The organism is Geotalea sp. SG265 (assembly GCF_022808985.1).
In the GTDB taxonomy this organism is placed as follows: domain Bacteria; phylum Desulfobacterota; class Desulfuromonadia; order Geobacterales; family Geobacteraceae; genus Geotalea.
The window spans coordinates 81208-99425 of the sequence record NZ_JAKZFT010000002.1; the positions used below are offsets into that span (position 1 = coordinate 81208).

The 18218-nt window shown below is 56.9% G+C and carries 19 protein-coding genes and 1 tRNA gene; 5 read left to right on the forward strand and 15 right to left on the reverse strand.

Annotated elements, in window-relative coordinates:
- Position 1: 1 nt before the first annotated feature.
- The 11 genes from rpsF to trmFO form a co-directional block, all read right to left on the reverse strand.
- Positions 2-388 (reverse strand): 30S ribosomal protein S6, encoded by a 387-nt coding sequence (rpsF, locus tag ML541_RS02825; protein ID WP_243370548.1) that lies wholly within the window; start codon positions 386-388, stop codon positions 2-4.
- Positions 389-652: 264 nt separating this feature from the next.
- Positions 653-1747, reverse strand: a complete 1095-nt coding sequence (gene ychF, locus ML541_RS02830) for a redox-regulated ATPase YchF (protein ID WP_243370551.1) — start codon at positions 1745-1747, stop codon at positions 653-655.
- A 13-nt stretch (positions 1748-1760) separates the two neighbouring features.
- Positions 1761-2336, reverse strand: coding sequence for an aminoacyl-tRNA hydrolase (gene pth, locus ML541_RS02835; RefSeq protein WP_243370553.1), 576 nt, complete (start codon positions 2334-2336; stop codon positions 1761-1763).
- Between the two features lie 18 nt (positions 2337-2354).
- Positions 2355-2951 carry a 50S ribosomal protein L25 gene (locus tag ML541_RS02840; RefSeq protein ID WP_243370555.1) on the reverse strand — a complete coding sequence of 199 codons (597 nt, stop codon included), beginning with the start codon at positions 2949-2951 and terminating at the stop codon, positions 2355-2357.
- 47 nt (positions 2952-2998) lie between these two features.
- Positions 2999-3949 (reverse strand): ribose-phosphate pyrophosphokinase, encoded by a 951-nt coding sequence (locus tag ML541_RS02845; RefSeq protein ID WP_243370557.1) that lies wholly within the window; start codon positions 3947-3949, stop codon positions 2999-3001.
- A 33-nt stretch (positions 3950-3982) separates the two neighbouring features.
- Positions 3983-4057 (reverse strand) — tRNA-Gln (locus tag ML541_RS02850).
- 20 nt (positions 4058-4077) lie between these two features.
- The gene (gene ispE / locus ML541_RS02855) at positions 4078-4917 is read right to left on the reverse strand and encodes a 4-(cytidine 5'-diphospho)-2-C-methyl-D-erythritol kinase (RefSeq protein WP_243370561.1); all 840 of its coding nucleotides are present in this window, start codon (positions 4915-4917) and stop codon (positions 4078-4080) included.
- Positions 4918-5060: 143 nt separating this feature from the next.
- Positions 5061-5759: a YggS family pyridoxal phosphate-dependent enzyme gene (locus tag ML541_RS02860; RefSeq protein WP_243370564.1), complete on the reverse strand. Its 699-nt coding sequence runs from the start codon at positions 5757-5759 to the stop codon at positions 5061-5063.
- 11 nt (positions 5760-5770) lie between these two features.
- Positions 5771-6349 carry a Maf family nucleotide pyrophosphatase gene (locus ML541_RS02865; RefSeq protein WP_243370567.1) on the reverse strand — a complete coding sequence of 193 codons (579 nt, stop codon included), beginning with the start codon at positions 6347-6349 and terminating at the stop codon, positions 5771-5773.
- On the reverse strand, positions 6333-6623 hold the full coding sequence (locus tag ML541_RS02870) for a hypothetical protein (RefSeq protein WP_243370569.1): 291 nt from the start codon (positions 6621-6623) through the stop codon (positions 6333-6335). The genes ML541_RS02865 and ML541_RS02870 overlap by 17 nt, the downstream gene beginning before the upstream one ends.
- 30 nt (positions 6624-6653) lie before the next feature.
- Positions 6654-7961: a methylenetetrahydrofolate--tRNA-(uracil(54)-C(5))-methyltransferase (FADH(2)-oxidizing) TrmFO gene (trmFO, locus tag ML541_RS02875; protein WP_243370572.1), complete on the reverse strand. Its 1308-nt coding sequence runs from the start codon at positions 7959-7961 to the stop codon at positions 6654-6656.
- A gap of 234 nt (positions 7962-8195) precedes the next feature.
- Here trmFO and ML541_RS02880 point away from each other — a divergent pair, with 234 nt between their 5' ends.
- Both ML541_RS02880 and ML541_RS02885 read left to right on the forward strand, forming a co-directional pair.
- Positions 8196-8408, forward strand: a complete 213-nt coding sequence (locus ML541_RS02880; protein ID WP_243370575.1) for a GSU3473 family protein — start codon at positions 8196-8198, stop codon at positions 8406-8408.
- A 44-nt stretch (positions 8409-8452) separates the two neighbouring features.
- Positions 8453-8653 (forward strand): GSU3473 family protein, encoded by a 201-nt coding sequence (locus tag ML541_RS02885; protein ID WP_243370577.1) that lies wholly within the window; start codon positions 8453-8455, stop codon positions 8651-8653.
- A 115-nt stretch (positions 8654-8768) separates the two neighbouring features.
- On the opposite strand, the gene topA is transcribed toward ML541_RS02885, so the two are convergent.
- From topA to ybgF, 4 genes are read right to left on the reverse strand one after another with little or no spacing between them, the layout of a single operon-like run.
- The gene (gene topA, locus ML541_RS02890) at positions 8769-11036 is read right to left on the reverse strand and encodes a type I DNA topoisomerase (RefSeq protein WP_243370579.1); all 2268 of its coding nucleotides are present in this window, start codon (positions 11034-11036) and stop codon (positions 8769-8771) included.
- Positions 11037-11052: 16 nt separating this feature from the next.
- Complete coding sequence (gene dprA, locus ML541_RS02895; protein ID WP_243370581.1) at positions 11053-12135, reverse strand: DNA-processing protein DprA; 1083 nt, start codon at positions 12133-12135, stop codon at positions 11053-11055.
- Between the two features lie 57 nt (positions 12136-12192).
- Entirely contained in the window at positions 12193-13194 is a 1002-nt protein-coding gene (locus tag ML541_RS02900) for a LysM domain-containing protein (RefSeq protein ID WP_243370583.1), read from the reverse strand.
- Positions 13195-13202: 8 nt separating this feature from the next.
- Entirely contained in the window at positions 13203-13928 is a 726-nt protein-coding gene (gene ybgF / locus ML541_RS02905; protein WP_243370586.1) for a tol-pal system protein YbgF, read from the reverse strand.
- A 145-nt stretch (positions 13929-14073) separates the two neighbouring features.
- Between ybgF and ML541_RS02910 the strand changes: the two genes are divergently transcribed.
- From ML541_RS02910 to ML541_RS02920, 3 genes are all read left to right on the forward strand, one after another.
- The gene (locus tag ML541_RS02910; RefSeq protein WP_243370588.1) at positions 14074-15297 is read left to right on the forward strand and encodes a U32 family peptidase; all 1224 of its coding nucleotides are present in this window, start codon (positions 14074-14076) and stop codon (positions 15295-15297) included.
- 21 nt (positions 15298-15318) lie between these two features.
- On the forward strand, positions 15319-16980 hold the full coding sequence (locus tag ML541_RS02915; RefSeq protein WP_243370591.1) for a glycosyltransferase family 39 protein: 1662 nt from the start codon (positions 15319-15321) through the stop codon (positions 16978-16980).
- A 70-nt stretch (positions 16981-17050) separates the two neighbouring features.
- Positions 17051-18214, forward strand: coding sequence for an aminotransferase class I/II-fold pyridoxal phosphate-dependent enzyme (locus tag ML541_RS02920; RefSeq protein ID WP_243370593.1), 1164 nt, complete (start codon positions 17051-17053; stop codon positions 18212-18214).
- Positions 18215-18218 lie beyond the last annotated feature (4 nt).

An 18218-nucleotide genomic window follows, 5' to 3' on the forward strand; every position in this document is an offset into this window, starting at 1 on the left:
ATTATTCCTCCTCGCTTTTCGTTTCTGCTTTGGCTTCGGGAGCGGCCTCGACAGGCTCTTCCTCGGCAACCTTGGCAGGAATGGCGGCAGCAGCCGGAGCTTCCTTCTCCAGCTTGACGCTCTGATACCTGATGACCTTGTCGTTCAGTCTCAGGCGCCGCTCAAGCTCGGCGATCAACGCTGCATCGCCGTCGAAACGGAGATAATAGTAGCGACCACGGGCAAACTTCTCGATCGGGTAGGCAAGCTTCCTTGCGCCCCAATCTTCCAGCCTTTTCAGTTCGCCCTTCATGCTGGCGATGACTTCCTGAACCCTGGCGGAGATGCCTTTCAGCTCTTCTTCACCGAGGTCCGGCTGGACGATGAAAATGGTTTCATACATCCTCATTGGTACTTCCTCCTCACGGTTAATTTAGCCCCGGACCAACCCGGAGCAAGGAGATACGGCACAAAGGCCGCTCTTTGGAAACTGAAATTTTTACTACAGTTTATTCGACAATTCAAGGTTTTTCTTCCACACGCACCCAGGTGCAGGAGCGCGGATTTTTCGCTAGGGCAAGGAAGTCAAGGGATCGCGCGGAGGCGTATACCAGTACGCCGCACAAGGAGACCCGAAGATTAACGCCGCCAGGCGCAAAAGTCGCGCTCCTCCTTAGACGTTGAAGCGGAAGTGCATTACGTCCCCGTCCTGCACTACATACTCCTTCCCCTCCAGCCGCATCAGTCCTTTTTCCTTTGCCCCGGCCTCGCCGCCGGCTGCAATAAAATCCTTGTAGGCGATCACCTCGGCCCGAATGAAACCCTTCTCGAAGTCGGAGTGAATGACGCCGGCCGCCTGGGGAGCCTTGGTACCGCGGGTAATGGTCCAGGCACGGACCTCCTTGACCCCGGCGGTGAAATAGGTAATGAGGCCCAAAAGCTCATAACCGGAACGGATCAACCGGTCGAGCCCCGACTCCTTCAGCCCCATCTCGGCAAGAAAGGCTTCCTTCTCCTCGCCGTCCAGCTCGGCAATCTCCGATTCGATGCGACCGCAGATGTTGACGACCTTGGCCCCTTCCTTAGCGGCCAACTCCTGCACCTGGGCGACAAAGGGATGCTTGCCGTCCAGATCATCTTCGGAAACATTAGCCACGTAAAGCACCGGCTTGTCGGTCAGCAAGTGAAGCTCATAGAGCCACTGTTTTTCATCGTCGCTCGTTACTGCTTCCTGGGGCCTTTTACCTTGCTCAACGGCAGTCTTCAGCCGTTGGTAAAAATCAGCCTCATCCTTCACTTTCTTATCGCCGCTTTTAGCCAGCTTTTCCACCCGCACCAGCTTCTTTTCCACGCTGTCCAGGTCCGCAAGCCCCAGCTCCGTCTTGATCACCTCGATATCGTTGATGGGATTGACTCCGCCGCTCACATGGACGACATTTTCGTCCTCAAAGCAACGGACCACATGGACGATGGCATCAACCGAGCGGATGTGGCCGAGAAACTTGTTGCCCAGCCCTTCCCCCTGGCTTGCCCCCTTGACCAGACCGGCAATATCGAGAAATTCGATGGTGGTCGGCAGAATCCGCTCGGGATGTACGATTTCCGCCAGTTTTTTCATCCGCTCGTCTGGAACCTGGACGATCCCCACGTTGGGATCAATGGTGCAGAAGGGATAGTTGGCCGATTCGGCACCGGCCGACGTCAGCGCGTTGAAGATGGTGGACTTCCCCACATTGGGGAGGCCGACTATGCCGCAGTTGAAACCCATGGTGTACCTCTATTTAAATCAGATCTCTGTTGTTATACAGACTCATGGTTTTGGGCAGCCCCTCTTTGGCCAGCATTTCCAGCAGATCGACGACGCCGTCCAGAAGCCTGGGCAATGCCGTCAGTTCTTCAGGGGGGAAATTGTTGAGAACGTAATTGACCACGTCCCCGTGGACCGGCCTGCCGATGCCGATGCGGACCCTGATGAAATCGCCGCTGCCCAATTCCTGGGTGAGGGAACGCAGGCCGTTATGGCCGGCATGCCCCCCTCCCTGTTTCAGTTTGACCCGGCCAAAGGGGATATCCAGATCGTCGTGGATGACAATGAGGTCGTGTGGTGAAAGCTTGTGAAATCGGATTGCTTCGGCGGCGGAACGGCCGGACAGGTTCATGAAGGTCTGAGGCTTGAGAAGAATCAGCTTCTCCCCCAGCCAGTTTCCTTCTCCGCAAAGGCCTGAAAAGCTTTTCTTCGAGACGGCGATACCAGCCAGGTAAGAAAGGCGGTCTAAAACCATGAAACCCGCGTTGTGGCGGGTCCATTGGTATTTTGGGCCGGGGTTCCCCAGCCCAACAATAAGTTTTACAGCCATATCTACACCAGAAGCTGATTAAGCTTCTGCAACCGGAGCAGCAGCCTCTTCTTCCTTGGCCCTGCCGAGGACGCTGACGATTGCTGCCTTGGGGTCACCGAGGACCTTGAGGCCAGGCAGTTCTTTGAGGTCGCCGATGTGAATGGAGTGACCAAGAGCCACGCCGGTCACATCCACGTCCAGGTGCTCGGGTATGTGGGATGGCAGACACTCTATTTCGATTTCATGCAGGGCAAAGTCGAGAAGGCCCCCTTCCTTGACACCCACGGCGCTACCGACCAGATTGATCGGCACCTTGACCTTGACCTTATCGGCAAGGTTGATCTTGTGCAGGTCCACATGCAGGGGTGTGCCTTTCAGGCTGTCCTGGAGCAGGTCGGCAACGATGACCATCTGGCCGTCAAGGCTTCCGCCCCCTTTCAGGGTCAGAATGTGGTTGCGCCCACCTTCACCGGCAATGGCACTGCTCAACTCTTTGATTTTCAGGGACACGGAAACGGAATCGATCCCTTTTCCATAGACAACGCCCGGGAGAGACTCGTTTCTCCGCAGCTGGCGGGAAATGCCCTTGCCGGTCTTGCTTCTCAACTCGATGTTCAATACCCTCTGGTCCATACATCCTCCGATGTTGACATTTTAATTTATATGCAGCCGCTGCGCTCTTAAATGAACAGCGAACTGACAGATTCATCCACGTGAATACGCCTGATGGCCTCGGCCAGCAGGTTAGCCACGGAAAGAACCATGACTTTCTGCGTTTGGGTGGCCTTTTCCCCCAGCGGAACGGTGTCTGTGACAACGATCCTTTCGATGACCGAGTTATTGATGCGCTCGATTGCAGGCCCGGATAGGACGCCGTGGGTGGCGCAGGCATAAATCGTCTCGGCGCCGTGGGCCTTGAGGGCGTTGGCCGCCTGGGTCAGGGTTCCGGCGGTATCGATCATATCATCAAGAATGATGGCTGTTTTGCCCTTGACATCGCCGATGAGATGCATGACCTCAGCCACGTTGGGACCGGTACGGCGCTTGTCGATAACGGCAAGGGTACAGCCAAGGCGCTTGGCGAAAGCCCGGGCACGTTCGGTACCACCTGCATCGGGGGAAACCATTACGATCTTGTCAGAGCCATCGGGGAACCGGTTTTTCAGGTGATCGATAAGAACCGGAGCGGCATAGAGGTTATCGACGGGGATATTGAAGAAGCCCTGTATCTGGCCCGCGTGGAGGTCCACCGTAACGACACGATCTGCACCGGCGGTCGTAATAAGATCGGCAACCAGCTTGGAGGAAATAGGGGTACGAGGTGCGGCTTTGCGATCCTGACGGGCGTATCCATAGTAGGGAATGACAACGGTGATGGTCGCGGCGGAAGCACGCTTCAAGGCGTCCATCATGATCAGAAGTTCCATCAGGTTGTTGTTGGTGGGAGCACAGGTGGACTGGACGACATAGATATCCCGGCCACGGACGTTCTCACCTATTTCCACCATGATTTCCCCGTCGGAAAAGGTCTTTACTTTTGCCTGCCCCAACGGCACCTTCAGGCTTTCACAGATCTTCTCGGCCAGTGCCGGGTTGGAGTTTCCACTGAAGATCCTGATCTTGTTTTCCATTGACTGCGACCTCTTTTTTTCCAACAAATTTAGTGGCTGGGGCGCCAGGATTTGAACCTGGGAATGCCGGAATCAAAATCCGGTGCCTTACCGCTTGGCGACGCCCCAATATCTCTTCTTTCAAGCGCTTATAGCGTTTTTACCGCTGCTACGAACCAGTTGCTCTCCCGGGAAAACTTTTCTGCAGCCTTGCGGGCGACCGCTTCTTCGGCAAAAACACCGAAGACCGTTGAGCCGCTGCCGGACATAAGCGAACCGGCGGCACCCTCGTGGAGCAACTGCTGCTTGATCTGCTCGATGACGGGAAACTTGCCGATGGTGACCTTCTCCAGATCGTTGGCGAGGATCGCGCAGATATCCGCCACACTCCCATAGAAGCGAGGAATAATATCTTCATTTTTTCTGGCTGTCAATTGCAAATTTCGGTAAGCCCAGGCGGTGGAAACGGGGAGATTGGGGTTGACGACCACCAGCCATGCGGCTGCCGCATCGACGGCAGCGAGCTTCTCCCCTATTCCCTCGGCAAGGGCCGTTTTTTTGAAGATGAAGAAGGGGACGTCCGCGCCCAGCGTGACCCCTATCTCCATCAGCCGCTCGTCGGTCAGATGCAGGTCGAGGATCGCATTCAATCCCATGAGGACTGCGGCACAGTCACTGCTGCCGCCGCCGAGACCGGCAGCCACCGGAATCTTTTTGACAATTTGGATATCGATGCCCGTAGATCGCCCCGAAAGCTTGAGCAGTGCATCAGCCGCCCTCCAGGCGATGTTGCCCGGCCCATCGGGCACCCCTTCCTTGCCGCAACTCACCCGGACTCCGGGGGTATCCGACAGGGAAATGCGGATGTCGTCACAGAGGTCGATACGCTGCATGATCATGCGCAGGTCGTGATACCCGTCCGGTCGCCGGCGCAGTACATCCAGCCGGTAATTGACCTTCGCCGGGGCTTTGCATTCTATGGTTTTCATTGCTTCCCCATCCTTCCTTTAGTGGCAGACCGCTTTTCTAATGCAAATCCGACCATAAATCAAGGGCAAATAAATCCGAAATCGCGGCACAAAAAAAGGAGGCACACGGTCTGCGCCCCCTGGCAACTTTTCTATTCGGAAGCTCAGCGTACCCGAGCGATCCTCTCACCGAAAATGGCCGATCCAATCCTGACCAGGGTGGCACCTTCCTCTATGGCCACCTGAAAATCTCCGGACATACCCATGGAAAGTTCCGTCATCTCCACGTTGGCAATGCCTTCGTCACCGATCAGCCCGGAGAGTCGCCTTAATTCCCGAAAAAAAGGACGCGCCCCTTCCGGATCGTCGAAAAAAGGGGGCATAGTCATAAGACCTTTGATGCGCACATGGGAAAGACGGGAAATATCCCGCACCAGATCAAGCACCTGCCCGGAGGAAGAGCCTGATTTGGTGGACTCCCCCGAAACATTCACCTGGACCAGCACGTCGCAGACCTTGCCCAGTCTCCCCCACTGCCGGTCGATCTCCTGGGCAAGGGACAGCCGGTCCACCGAATGGATCATCGTCACCAGGCCGGCAATCAGCCTGACCTTGTTGGACTGCAGGCTACCGATGAAGTGCCAGGTCACCGATTCCCGCACCTCCTCGCTTTTCGCCGCCAACTCCTGGACATAGTTCTCGCCGAAGAGCCGCTGTCCCGCCCTGGCGGCCGCATCGACTGCGGCGGCCGACTGCATCTTGGAAACGGCCACGAGACGCACCGACGACGGCGCACGGCCCGCTTTGACAGCAGCTGCCGCGATTTTCTCTTCTATTATCCCCAGGTTACCGGCTATGGACATCGTTACCCCCGTCAGATGGCTCCCATTTTCCGGAGTGCTTCCACCACCTCGCACAGGGGCAGTCCGACCACATTGGAATAGGAGCCTTCGATCTTCTGCACCATGTGGCCAGCGCCCCCCTGGATGGCGTAGGCTCCCGCCTTGTCGAAGGGGCAACCAGTGCCGATGTAGGCCGCAATCTCCCCATCTCGCAGGCGCTTGAAAAAAACCTTTGTCCGCACCGCTTCGGCAGAGATATTGCCTGTTTCCCGGTCGATCACGGCAAAGCCGGTGATGACCTCATGGGCGACACCAGAGAGTTTCTTCAGCATCCGCTCCGCATCGGCGGAATCCGCAGGCTTGCCCATGATCTCCCCATCACAGACAACAATGGTGTCGGCACCTATGAAAAAACGTCCATGCCCTTTCCCGGCAACTGTTTCCGCCTTGGAACGGGCCAGCCGCAGCACATGCTCTTCGGGACTTTCACCCGGCATGAGGCTTTCGTCCACGTCGCCCGGCATCACCTGGAAATCGATCCCGGCAGAAGCAAGTAGTTCCACGCGGCGCGGCGACGCCGATGCCAGAACGATATTAAAGGTTTTCGGCATCCCGGTGCTCCCTCTCCTTTTTTTCCCGCTCCCTCATCTCGCACAGGGCCTTCAACCGCTCCTGCTCCTCCCAGTGCTTTTTCCAGTCCTTTTTCCTGACGAAGTGCAGGACGACGGCGCCACCGATGATCATCACCCCCCAGAAGACCTGGGTCGCCTCACCGGTAGTCACGCCGGAGACGAGGCAAAAAATACCCATGAGGATCAGCAAGGCCTCCAAGGAAAAAAGCCGGCCGATGAGGGAGATTTCCTGTTTCTCTTTATCTCTGTCCATAAATACCTCGTAGTTGAGGAACGTTTCCGGTCAGCGGATATTTTCCTGCCAGGCTGCCAGTTCGGCTAGGGCCCGTTCCGCCAGCCTGGCCCGTTTTTCCTTCTTTTTGACCTTTCCGGCAAGTTCGGGGAAAAGGCCGTAATTGACATTCATCGGCTGGAAATGCCGCGCCTCGGCATTGGTAATATGGTGAACCAATGCCCCGAGGGCCGTCGCTGGCGGCGGCACCGTCGGCACCAGCCCCTGTGCCAGTCTGGCACCGTTGATGCCTGCCAGAAAGCCGCTCCCCGCCGATTCCACATAGCCCTCGACACCGGTGATCTGGCCGGCGAAAAAGATGCGCGAGGTGTCCTGCAGCTGGAAGGTGGGCAGCAGAAGCCGCGGCGCGTTGATGAAGGTGTTGCGGTGCATAGAGCCGAGCCTGATGAAATCTGCCTGCTCCAGTCCGGGAATCATGCTGAAAATACGCCGCTGCTCGGGATAGGTGAGCTTGGTCTGGAAGCCGACCAGGTTGAACAGGGTACCTTCACGGTTTTCCTGCCTGAGCTGCACCACCGCATACGGTTCCGCGCCGCTCCGCGGGTCCGCGAGCCCCACCGGCTTCATGGGGCCGAAGCGCAGCGTTTCGGGTCCGCGCTCAGCCATCTCCTCGATGGGCATGCATCCCTCAAAGTGTACCACCTTTTCGAAATCCCTGGCGGCAACCTTGTCTCCCGCCACCAGAGCGGCAACGAACATCCTGTAAGTCGCCTCGTCCATGGGGCAGTTCAGGTAATCGTCCCCCTCACCCTTGCCGTAGCGGGAGGCGCGAAAAGCCTTGCTGAAATCGATGGATTCTGCAGTGACAATGGGAGCAATGGCATCGTAAAAATACAGGTAGCTGCCGGTATGGGTGGCGATGCCGGCGGCGAGACGCTCGCTGGTGAGCGGTCCGGAAGCGATGATGACGATGCCCTTCCCGGGGATTTCGCCGACCTCGCCGGTTACGACCCGAATCAGCGGGTGTTGGGCGATCTTTGCGGTAATGTAAGAGGAGAAAAGCTGCCGGTCGACGGCCAGTGCCCCGCCGGCAGGGACACGGGTGGCCAGGGCGGCAGCCATGAACAGGGACCCGCAGCGTTTCAGCTCCTCCTTGAGGAGACCGACCGCATTGTCCAGGGATTCCCCCCGCAAGGAGTTCGAGCAGACCAGCTCGGCCAGCCCGGGGAGATGATGGGCGGGAGAGTATTTTCCCGGCTTCATCTCGTGGAGTGCCACCACCACGCCACGTTCGGCAGCCTGCCAGGCGGCCTCGCAGCCGGCCAGTCCACCGCCGATAATGGTAATTTCGTTGCTCATGCTCAATCTCTGAAGTGTATTTGCCTTCACCATCGGCAACGGCGCCCCTCGGTCCGTCCCGGCGCCGATTCATACTGTGTACCAAATGGGTTGGCTATTTACAAGTTCAATCATCGCGGATCTGCGCCGATACCAATACCCGCTCGTTGAAATAGCTGTCGGACGTCCCACATGCCGCCATTATGGGGTATACTTTTTACTTGAGTTCCATCCCAATACGGAGGTGGGGTTATCGTGGACATCAGGGTCATTTACAACGACGGCAGCATAGGGACGGTGCCCGCCCGCTCGCTGGAATACCGGATTGCCAGGAAAGAAATCCATGCCTTCCAGAGATCCAGCGGATGGGTCTTGATCGAGCAGGGACCGCTGCGGAAGGATTACCAGAGCGCATCCTATGGCGGATCGAAGAAGCGGGAGACCGACTACGACAACTATGTGGGGTAGCGGCTCATGGTGACGCCAAAACAGTTACAGGGGAGGAAATCGCCGTGAAGATACGGGTCATATATGCGGATGGAGTCGTTGCATCGGTGCCGACCTCGGTAGTCGGCCGGCTGATAGAGCTGAACCAGATAGTGGCCTTCGAGAGATCATCGGGCTGGGCCTGCATAGGAGAAGATCCCATCAGGCAAAAGATGCAGCCCTATGGCGGACCGGGGAAGCGGCGGTACGATCGTTATCTTAACTAGATTATCTCCGAAATAACTGCGTTTTTGCAGCTGAAGCAGCAAACCGGATGGCAGATACTCTATATAAAAAAGCGAATGATCGCTCCTTCGCCTGCTCGCTCAGTCGGTGCAGGGGCTACTTTTCCTTGCCCCCCTCCTTGTAATCGCACCCCTCTTTGGGGCACTTGAGGAACTCCCCTTCCCGCTTGTAGACCTTCTTCACCAGCAGGGGAAAGCCGCACTTGGGGCAGGGTTTTTCAACCGGCAGGTCCCAGAGGGCGAATTTGCACTGGGGGTAGCGGTTGCAGGAATAAAACATCTTACCATAGCGGGATTTCTTCTCGGTCAGCTCCCCCTCGCCGCATTCGACGCACTTGATGCCGGTGCTCTTCGGTTTTACCAGCGGCTGCATGTTCTTGCAGGCGGGATAGGCGGAGCAGGCCAGGTATTTGCCGAAACGCCCCTCCTTGATCAGCATCCTGCTGCCGCACTTCTCGCAGTTCTCCTCGGAGAAGACCGGCTCGACCGGCTCTTTCTTGTCCTTGTCCAGGGGGCGGATGTACTTGCACTCGGGATAGCCCGAGCAGGCAAAGAATTTGCCGAACTTGCCCAGCTTCACCACCAGCGGTTTGCCGCATTCGGGGCAGATCTCGTTGGTGGCCTCGGTGGTCAGATCCGACTTGTTGACCTCCCCCTCCTTCTGCTTGAGAAGATTGTGAAACGGCTGCCAGAACTCGTGGAGGAGCGGTTTCCATTTCTTCTCCCCCCGGGAAACCTGGTCCAGTTCCTCTTCCAGGGATGCGGTGAAGTTGTAATCCACGTACTTGGTGAAGTGGTTGACCAAGAGGTCGCTGACCACCATTCCCACATCCTCGGGAAAGAAGCGCTTCTTGTCCAGGCGGGCATATTTGCGCTCCACCAGGGTATTCATGATGCTGGCATAGGTGGATGGCCGGCCGATGCCGTATTCCTCCAGTGTCTTGACCAGGGTCGCCTCCGTATAGCGCGGCGGTGGCTGGGTGAAATGCTGCTCTGGCAGTAGTTCGTTGAGCTGCAAGGCATCCCCCTCGTTCAGCGGCGGTAGCACCCCTTCCTTCTCCTCTGCCTCGTCGTCCACCCCCTCGATATAGAGCTTCATAAAGCCGGGGAAGCGGATCACCGTTCCGGCGACCCTGAATTTATAGCCTTTACCGGCGCCGATGTCCACCGAGGTCTGATCTAGCAGGGCTTCCGCCATCTGACAGGCAACGGCCCGTTTCCAGATCAAGTCGTAGAGCTTGAACTGGTCCGACGAAAGAAACTTTTTCAGCTCCACCGGCGTTTTACTGATGTAGGTGGGACGGATCGCCTCGTGGGCCTCCTGGGCATTCTTCGCTTTGTTTTTGAAGACCCGTGGCTTGGCAAGGGCATACTCCTTGCCGTAGAGACTGGTGATGACCTGATGGGCCTCGTCCAGTGCCTGCTGGGAGAGAACGACGCTGTCCGTACGCATGTAGGTGATAAGACCGACGGTCCCCTCGCCGATGTCGATCCCCTCGTACAGCTTCTGGGCGATGGACATGGTCTTTTTCGCGGAAAAACCCAGTTTGCGTGCCGCTTCCTGCTGCAGGGTGGAGGTGGTGAATGGGGGAGAAGGCTGGCGCTTGCGTTCGCTTTTGGTAACCTTCTCCACGGCGTAACTGGCTTTGCCGAGTATACCGATCAAGCTGGCGGCAGCATCTTTATTCGGGATGTCGAATTTCCCCAGCTTCTTGCCGTCCGCCTCCACCAGGTTGGCGGTGAAGCGCTGCTTGCCCGAGGTGGACAGGTCGGCACCGATCGTCCAGTATTCCTGCTCGATAAATGCTTGAATTTCCTTCTCCCGCTCGCAGATCAGGCGCAGCGCCACCGACTGGACCCGTCCGGCGGAAAGGCCATAGCGGATCTTCTTCCAAAGAAAGGGGGAGAGGTTGAAGCCGACCAGGTAGTCCAGCACCGAGCGGGCCTGCTGGGCGTCCACCAGCTCGTGGGAGATGCTCCGGGGGTTCTCCACCGCATTGACGATGGCCCCCTTAGTTATCTCATGGAAGACGACCCGCTTGACGTCGATCGCGGGCTTCTTGTCCAGCCCCAGCGCCGCCAGCAGGTGCCAGGAAATGGCCTCTCCCTCCCGGTCGGGGTCTGTAGCCAAAAGCAGCACATCCGACTGCTTGAGCTCTTTCTTGATGGCGTCGATGTGCTTCTTGCTCTCGGGAAGAACGGCATACTTCGGCTCGAAATCGTGTTCGATATCGACCGACCCCTGCTTGCTGGGCAGGGCACGCACATGGCCGAAGGAGGCCAGCACTTTATAATCGGGACCGAGGAATTTCTCGATGGTTTTGGCCTTGGCCGGAGATTCGACGATGACAAGGTGTTGGGACATAGTATTTCACCGATAATTATTTTGATATGCAGAAATATTTGCCGGGAAGCTGCACCACAGCCCCCTTCAGCTCCAGGCGGAGTAAAATAGCCGAAAGGTCGGACACTGTCAATTCACTTCTGAAGATGATTTCATCCATGTGCAGCGGCGCTTCGGCCAGCAGGGTGAAGATTCCTGCCTCCTGGGGGGTGAGGCTGAAGCTGTCACCGGCAGGCGCCTCACCAGCGATTGTCTTCGGCAGGTGCAGCTCCTCCAGAATATCCCCCACCTCTTCCACCAGTTTCGCCCCCTGCTTGATCAGCAGGTTCGTCCCCCGTGAATTACTACTGTTGATATTACCAGGAATGGCGAAAATTTCCCGCCCCTGATCTAGGGCACAACGTGCGGTAATCAATGACCCGCTGTTCTGCACCGCCTCCACCACCAGCACTCCCTTGGAGAGGCCGCTGATGATGCGGTTGCGGCGGGGAAAGTTCTCCGGCAGGGGGGTGGTGCCCATTGGAAATTCGGAGATAAGCGCTCCCTTTTCTTCCATCTCCCTGAAGAGGGGGCGGTTTTCCGGCGGATAGACCAGATCGATGCCGCAGCCGAGGACGCCGATGCTCCGACCTCCGGCTTTCAACGCCCCCCTGTGGGCAGCCGTATCCACCCCCCTGGCCATCCCCGAGACCACTGTAACGCCATTCTGCGCCAGCTCGCCGGCGAGCCGCTCCGTGGTCATCAACCCATAGGTGGAGGCACGACGGGAGCCGACAATGGCAAGGGAAGTCTCCGCACCAAGCAGGTGCCCTTTCACATACAGGTAGGGGGGCGGATCGCTGATCTGCAGCAGGATCTTCGGGTAATCCGCTGCCATGAAGTCAACGATGCGGGCGCCGTTCTTCGCCACCGCTACGCACTCCAGATCGGCAATACGCCGGTAATCATGGGCAGCAATGGACGCTGCCAGGGAGGGAGAAATCCCCCTGACCCGCCCCAGCTCTTCAGATGAAGCCTTGAGCACGCGCTCCGGAGTCTCGAACGTCTCCAGGAGCCTGCGGAAGGTGACGTTGCCCACGCCCGGAACGGATTTGAGGGCAAACCAGTAATAATGATCCATAGGAGAAAAAAAAGGACCGACACCCGGTGTCAGTCCCCCTTGCGAATGGTGGCGATGTCAGTTCTTCTTCAGCTCGACCCGATCACCGCGATAGATGGCTTCGATGCTCTTGACAATGAGGGCAGTGGAGGTAGTTTCACCGGTTTCGACGACAACCAGGGCGCCGATCACCTCCACCGGCAGCTTGTCGATCTTATCCAGGGCGTACTTCTGGTCTGGAACCACATCCCTGACGATGTAAAGCAGGTTGCCCGCCTCTGCCCCCTGGGTTTTGCCAAGATCCAGGTAAACCACATCGCCGGCTGCAACGGCGTTGTTGCCCATTTTCGTCTCGACGATATAGCCCGTCAGTTCCTTGTCTGCGGCTTTCAGGGCCACTTCCTTCCTGGCGGGGCGGTAGGGCGTAAGGAAAGCCCCTGCGCCTATTTCCTGGAAAGACTTGGTGATTATGGCCTTCGAAACCTTCTCCTCAAGTTCGGAAAGCTGCAGGGTCCCCAAAGGCACCACTTTGTCGCCAAGAACGACGTTGCTGATGGGATGGGTGATGGGTCCGACCCTTTTAAAGACGGAGAACCGGCTACCCACTTCGACGCCGTTTCTCCTGCCGATGTCCGTATAGACCACATCATCCTCTCCCACCATCTGCCGGTTCTGGTAAGTGGAGACAATGAAACCTGCAGGGGTCTGGGCCTTCTCCATGAGGAAACCTTCGCCTCCTGTTACGGCAAAAGTTTTGGCCGGCACAGGTTCTTCCTTCTTCTCCACCGGTTGTGGTTGCTTGGGCTCGGCGACCTTTTCCGCGGGCTTCTCAACCTCGATCCGATCCGGATAGATCTTCACCCGCTGGCCCGGAAAGACGAAGTGGGGATTGGTGATAACCTGGTTGCGCTCCCAAAGGTTCGGCCAGTAAAAGGGATCGCGGATGAATCGTTCAGACAAGCCCCAGAGGGTGTCACCCTTCTTGATCACATAAATGGTCGGCTCTTCATCCTGGGCAATTGCCAGGCTTGGCAAATAGAGGGCAAGGAGGAGGAATGCGGCATAAAGGATCTTCTTCATAGATCACCTCACTTTGAAAGACGTACCAATTTCTCTCTGGCCTTTGCGGCAGCTTGACTTTTCGGATATTTTTCCACCAGGGCCTGCAACGATTCCTTTGCCTTGGCCGGCTCATTCATACCCATCAACGTGTAGCCGATCTTGAGCATGGCATCGGGAACCTTGTTGCCATTGGGAAAGGTGGTGGTGACCTTGGAAAACGCTTCGAGCGCCTCGTTGTAATTGTGCTGGGTATAGTAGCATTCACCCACCCAGTACATGGCATTGCCCACGTATTCACTGTCGGGGTAGGCTTTCATAAACGCTTCGAAGGCATCTATGGCCGCATTATAATTGTTGGCGCTGAAAAGCCCGAAGGCCTTCACGTATGCATCCTGATGGGCGGGATTCCCCTCGGCCGCAGCCGCCTCCCGGTTCACCACTTCGATCTTGGATGTCTTCGGCCGGTTCAGGTCCGTAACCATGGCGTCTATCGACTCAATGGAAGCCTTCAACTCGGCCATGCCAGGCTTCATTGCATCCATATCCGCAGCCGTTGCAGTCAGTCGGTTCTGCAGTTCCTTCACCTCGGTGGTCAAGGTCGTAAGACGTGTATTGGCGGAGGCATTCGCCTGTGCCAACTGCTCCAGTTTCGCTTCCATCTCCATCTGCTTTTTGACGACGAGATCGTTACTGCCGCACCCTGCAAGGAGTGCGAAGAACATCGCGCCGACAGCCGCTCTCCAGGCCCGCATGCCAACTCCTTAACGAAAAATTAACATAATTAAAGCCTTTTCGCGTTTTTTGTCAAGGAGAAAGCACGGTTTGAGATAGGACAACCAAGCGGTTTGTGCTACCATCGCAGCCGCAAATCGTAAAACAAAGATCCAGAGGTACACGATGAAGAAACCCGAACTGCTTGCTCCTGCCGGAAACATGGAGAAGCTGCGCATCGCCGTCCATTACGGCGCCGATGCCGTTTATCTGGGAGGGAAAAGCTTCGGCCTGCGCAACCTGGCTGACAATTTCACCACCGCCGAGCTTGCCGGGGCGGTCGCCTATGCCCATGAACATGGCGTCAAGGTATATCTCACGGTTAATGCCTATCCGGACAACGACGAACTGGTAGCGCTGACCCAGTACCTGCAAGAAATGGCCCTGATTCCCTTCGATGCTTACATCGCTGCCGATCCGGGAGTTATCGAGACTATCCGCGAAGTTTCGCCCCATCGAGACATCCACCTTTCCACCCAGGCCAACACCACAAACTGGAAAAGTGCCCTTTTTTGGCAGAAGCAGGACATACGGCGGGTCAACCTGGCACGGGAAATGTCCCTGACGGAAATGGAAGAGGTACGGCAAAGGACAACCCTGGAGCTGGAAGCATTCGTTCACGGGGCCATGTGCATCAGCTACTCGGGGCGCTGCCTACTGTCCAGCGTCATGAGCGGCAGAAACGCCAACAAGGGGGAATGCACCCAGCCCTGCCGGTGGAATTACGCCATCGTCGAGGAGACAAGGCCGGGGGAATATTTCCCTGTTTTCGAAGACGATAACGGCACCTTCATCTTCAATTCAAAGGACCTCTGCCTGCTGCAATACCTGCCCCAGTTAGTCAATGCCGGCATCGATTCCCTGAAGATCGAAGGGAGGATGAAGGGGATTTATTACGTGGCTTCGGTGCTGAGGGTCTACCGGTACGCCCTCGACACGCTCTTCGCCCATCCTGAAAGGTACGGATGCGAAGAAATATGGCTGGAGGAGTTGTGCAAGATCAGCCACCGGGGCTACACCACCGGCTTTTTCCTCGGGCACCCGAAAGATGTTGACCACCAGTACCATTCCAGCTATATAAGGAACCACGAATTCGTCGCCATCGTCCAGGACGTACTTCCGGACGGCACAATCGTTCTGGAAGTACGCAACCGGATCACGGTGGGAGACACCCTCGAATTTATCGGCCCGGCCCTTTCCTCCGGTTTTCACAAAATCGGCGAGATCATAACCGAAGAAGGCCAATCGGTGCCGGCCGCCAATCCTAACCAGCGCATTGTCCTAAGAGTGCCCTTCAATGCGGAAAGATACGATCTGGTCAGACGTGCGAAATTCCTTGCGACACAATAATCCAATAAAAGGACAGTGTAGATGCAACGCCTGATAGAGTTCTTCCGCAGCAAGGACGGAAGCTCCTCCCGCGATCTGGGATTGCTCCTGGTCGTATTTGGCTTCTCTTTTTTCCAATCCCTCGGCCGGCTCCCCCTGCTGGAGACCGACGAGGGACGATACATGGAAATTCCGAGAGAAATGCTGGAACGGGGGGACTTCATTACCCCCACCCTCAATTACGTTAAATATTTCGAAAAGCCGCCCCTCCACTACTGGATAAATGCGCTCTCCATCAAGATCTTCGGCCTTACCGAGTTCGCCGGGCGTTTCAGCGGCGTCCTCTGGGGAATCCTGGGCATCATGCTCACCTACTTCCTGGGTAGGAAGCTATTTGGCCGCCGGGAAGGGCTCTATGGCGCCCTCGTTCTCGGGACCTCGGCCGGATTCCTCATTCAGAGCCGCACCAACATAACCGACACGACGCTGACCATCTGTCTGACGGCTGCACTGGCATTTTTTGCCATCGCCATACAAGACAATGAAAAGAAAAAAGGGCGTTACTACTACCTGTTCTATATTTTCGCCGCCCTGGCGGTGCTGGCCAAGGGGCTGATCGGCATCGTCCTGCCCGGCGCCATCGTTTTCTGCTACCTGCTCATTACCCGCCGCTGGTCGCTTCTTAAAGAGATGCGCCTCCCCACGGGCATTCTGCTCTTTCTCTTCGTCGCCGCCCCCTGGTTCGTCGCCGTATCGGCAAAAAACCCGGAATTTGCCCGTTTTTTCTTCATCCATGAGCACTTCGAGCGATTCCTGACCAAGGTGCACGGCCGCTACAAGCCGTTCTGGTTCTATGCCCCCGTGCTTCTGGGCTGCATGCTCCCCTGGTCTCTCTTCATCCCTGCCGCCGTCGGCAATGCCTGGAAGCAAAGAAAGGCCGTCGGCGCCGATGCCCGGCTCTTCCTCGTCCTCTGGGTCCTGATCATCTTCGCCTTTTTCTCCAAGTCCAATTCAAAGCTAGTTCCCTACATCCTGCCCGTCTATCTGCCTCTGGCCGTCCTGATCGGCTGTGCCTTCGTTTCGGCGTTGGAGCAGGGAATCAAGTCGCTGAAAGCTAATGCTATCGCAGCCGGTATACTGTTGACGCTGCTCGGCATCGCCGGGTTGTTCTATCCCTTTGTGGCGCCAAAACCGCAGATACCGGTCCAGGGAAGCATTATCATCGGTCTCTGCCTGCTCGGCCTGGGAATCCCCCCCCTGGTTGCCGTGTTGAAGAAGCAAGCTGTTGTGCTTTTCTGCAGTATGGCCCTCTTCGCCTACCTTTTCGGTCTCTTCGCCCCCCCGGTCATCTATGCGAAGATCGTCCAGCGAAAATCATCACGGGAACTCGCCCTGCTGGTTCGTGAAAAAGCCGGCAAGGATGCAGTGGTAGCCACCTTCGAATACGAACAGGGGCTCCCCTTTTATGCCGGGCGGCGGGTTGTCGTGGTCGGTGGCCGGGGAGAACTGGAATTCGGCAGCAACCTTGGAGACCAGTCAGCATGGTTCATTGACCTGAGGCGATTCGTCGAGTTGTGGAATTCGCCACGGCCCGTTTTCGCCCTGATCCAGGAGCGTGAGCTGCCAGTCCTGAAAAAAGTCCTCACTACTCCCATGAAAGAACTGGGGAGACAGGGAAGACGAATCCTCATCACCAACCAATAAAAACTGATGGTATACTGCGCCATTTTGTGCAATAGTTTCATGTTCCGCAGAGCGGCAGTGGAGGTTACAAGTGCGTCAAGAATTCTTACCCTTTTCCACCCCGACCATCGGAGATGATGAGATCGCCGAAGTAGTCGATTCCCTCAAATCGGGCTGGATCACGACCGGCCCGAAGGTGAAGCGCTTCGAGGAAGAATTCAAGGCATATGTGGGGTCCCCCTTCGCCGTACCCCTCAGTTCAGCCACAGCCGGCCTGCACCTGACCCTTTTGGCACTGAAGATCCAGCCGGGGGATGAAATTATCACCACCCCCATGACCTTCGCCTCCACTGTGAGCATGATTATCCTCTGCGGCGGCAAACCGGTGCTGGTGGATATCGAACCGGGCACCCTCAATCTCGATATCTCGAAAATCAGAGAAAAAATAACTCCCCGCACCCGTGCAATCATCCCGGTGCACTTTGCCGGACAGTCGTGTGACATGGACCCGCTCTTCGCCCTTGCCCGGGAATTCGGCCTCACCATCATCGAGGACGCAGCCCATGCCGCCGGCACTGAATACAAAGGCAAGCGGATCGGCTCTCTGGAGACCATCTCCATCTTCTCCTTCCACCCCAATAAGAACATCACCACCGGAGAAGGGGGCATGGTCTGCACCCGGGACGAATCCCTGGCGGAAGAAGTATCACTCCTCAAGTTCCACGGCATGAGCAGGGAGGCATGGAAACGCTTTGCAGCAAGCGGCACCCCCAACTACGACATCATGCTCCCCGGCTACAAATACAACATGATGGATATTCAGGCAGCCATCGGCATTCACCAACTTCCCAAACTGGACCAGTTCATCGCCAGGCGCACCGCCATCGCCGAATATTACAACCACGCCTTTGCCGATGTGCCCGAACTGGCGCTGCCGGCCTATGCCCCTTACGAACAGCGCCATGCCTGGCATCTCTATACGCCACTGGTGCGCATCGAACAACTGCGCATCGATCGGGACCAGTTCATGAACGAGCTGAAGAAATTGAACATCGGCAGTGGCCTGCACTACAAGGCGATCCACCATCATGCCTGGTACCGGGAGAACCTGCCCCAGGAGGCGGCAAGTCTCCCCAATGCCGATTACGCCTCCGATCGCATCCTTTCACTGCCGCTCTTCCCGAAAATGGGCGATGACGATGCCCGGGACGTGGTTGAAGCGGTGAAAACAGTTATTGCCGGCAACAGAAAGTAGGTAA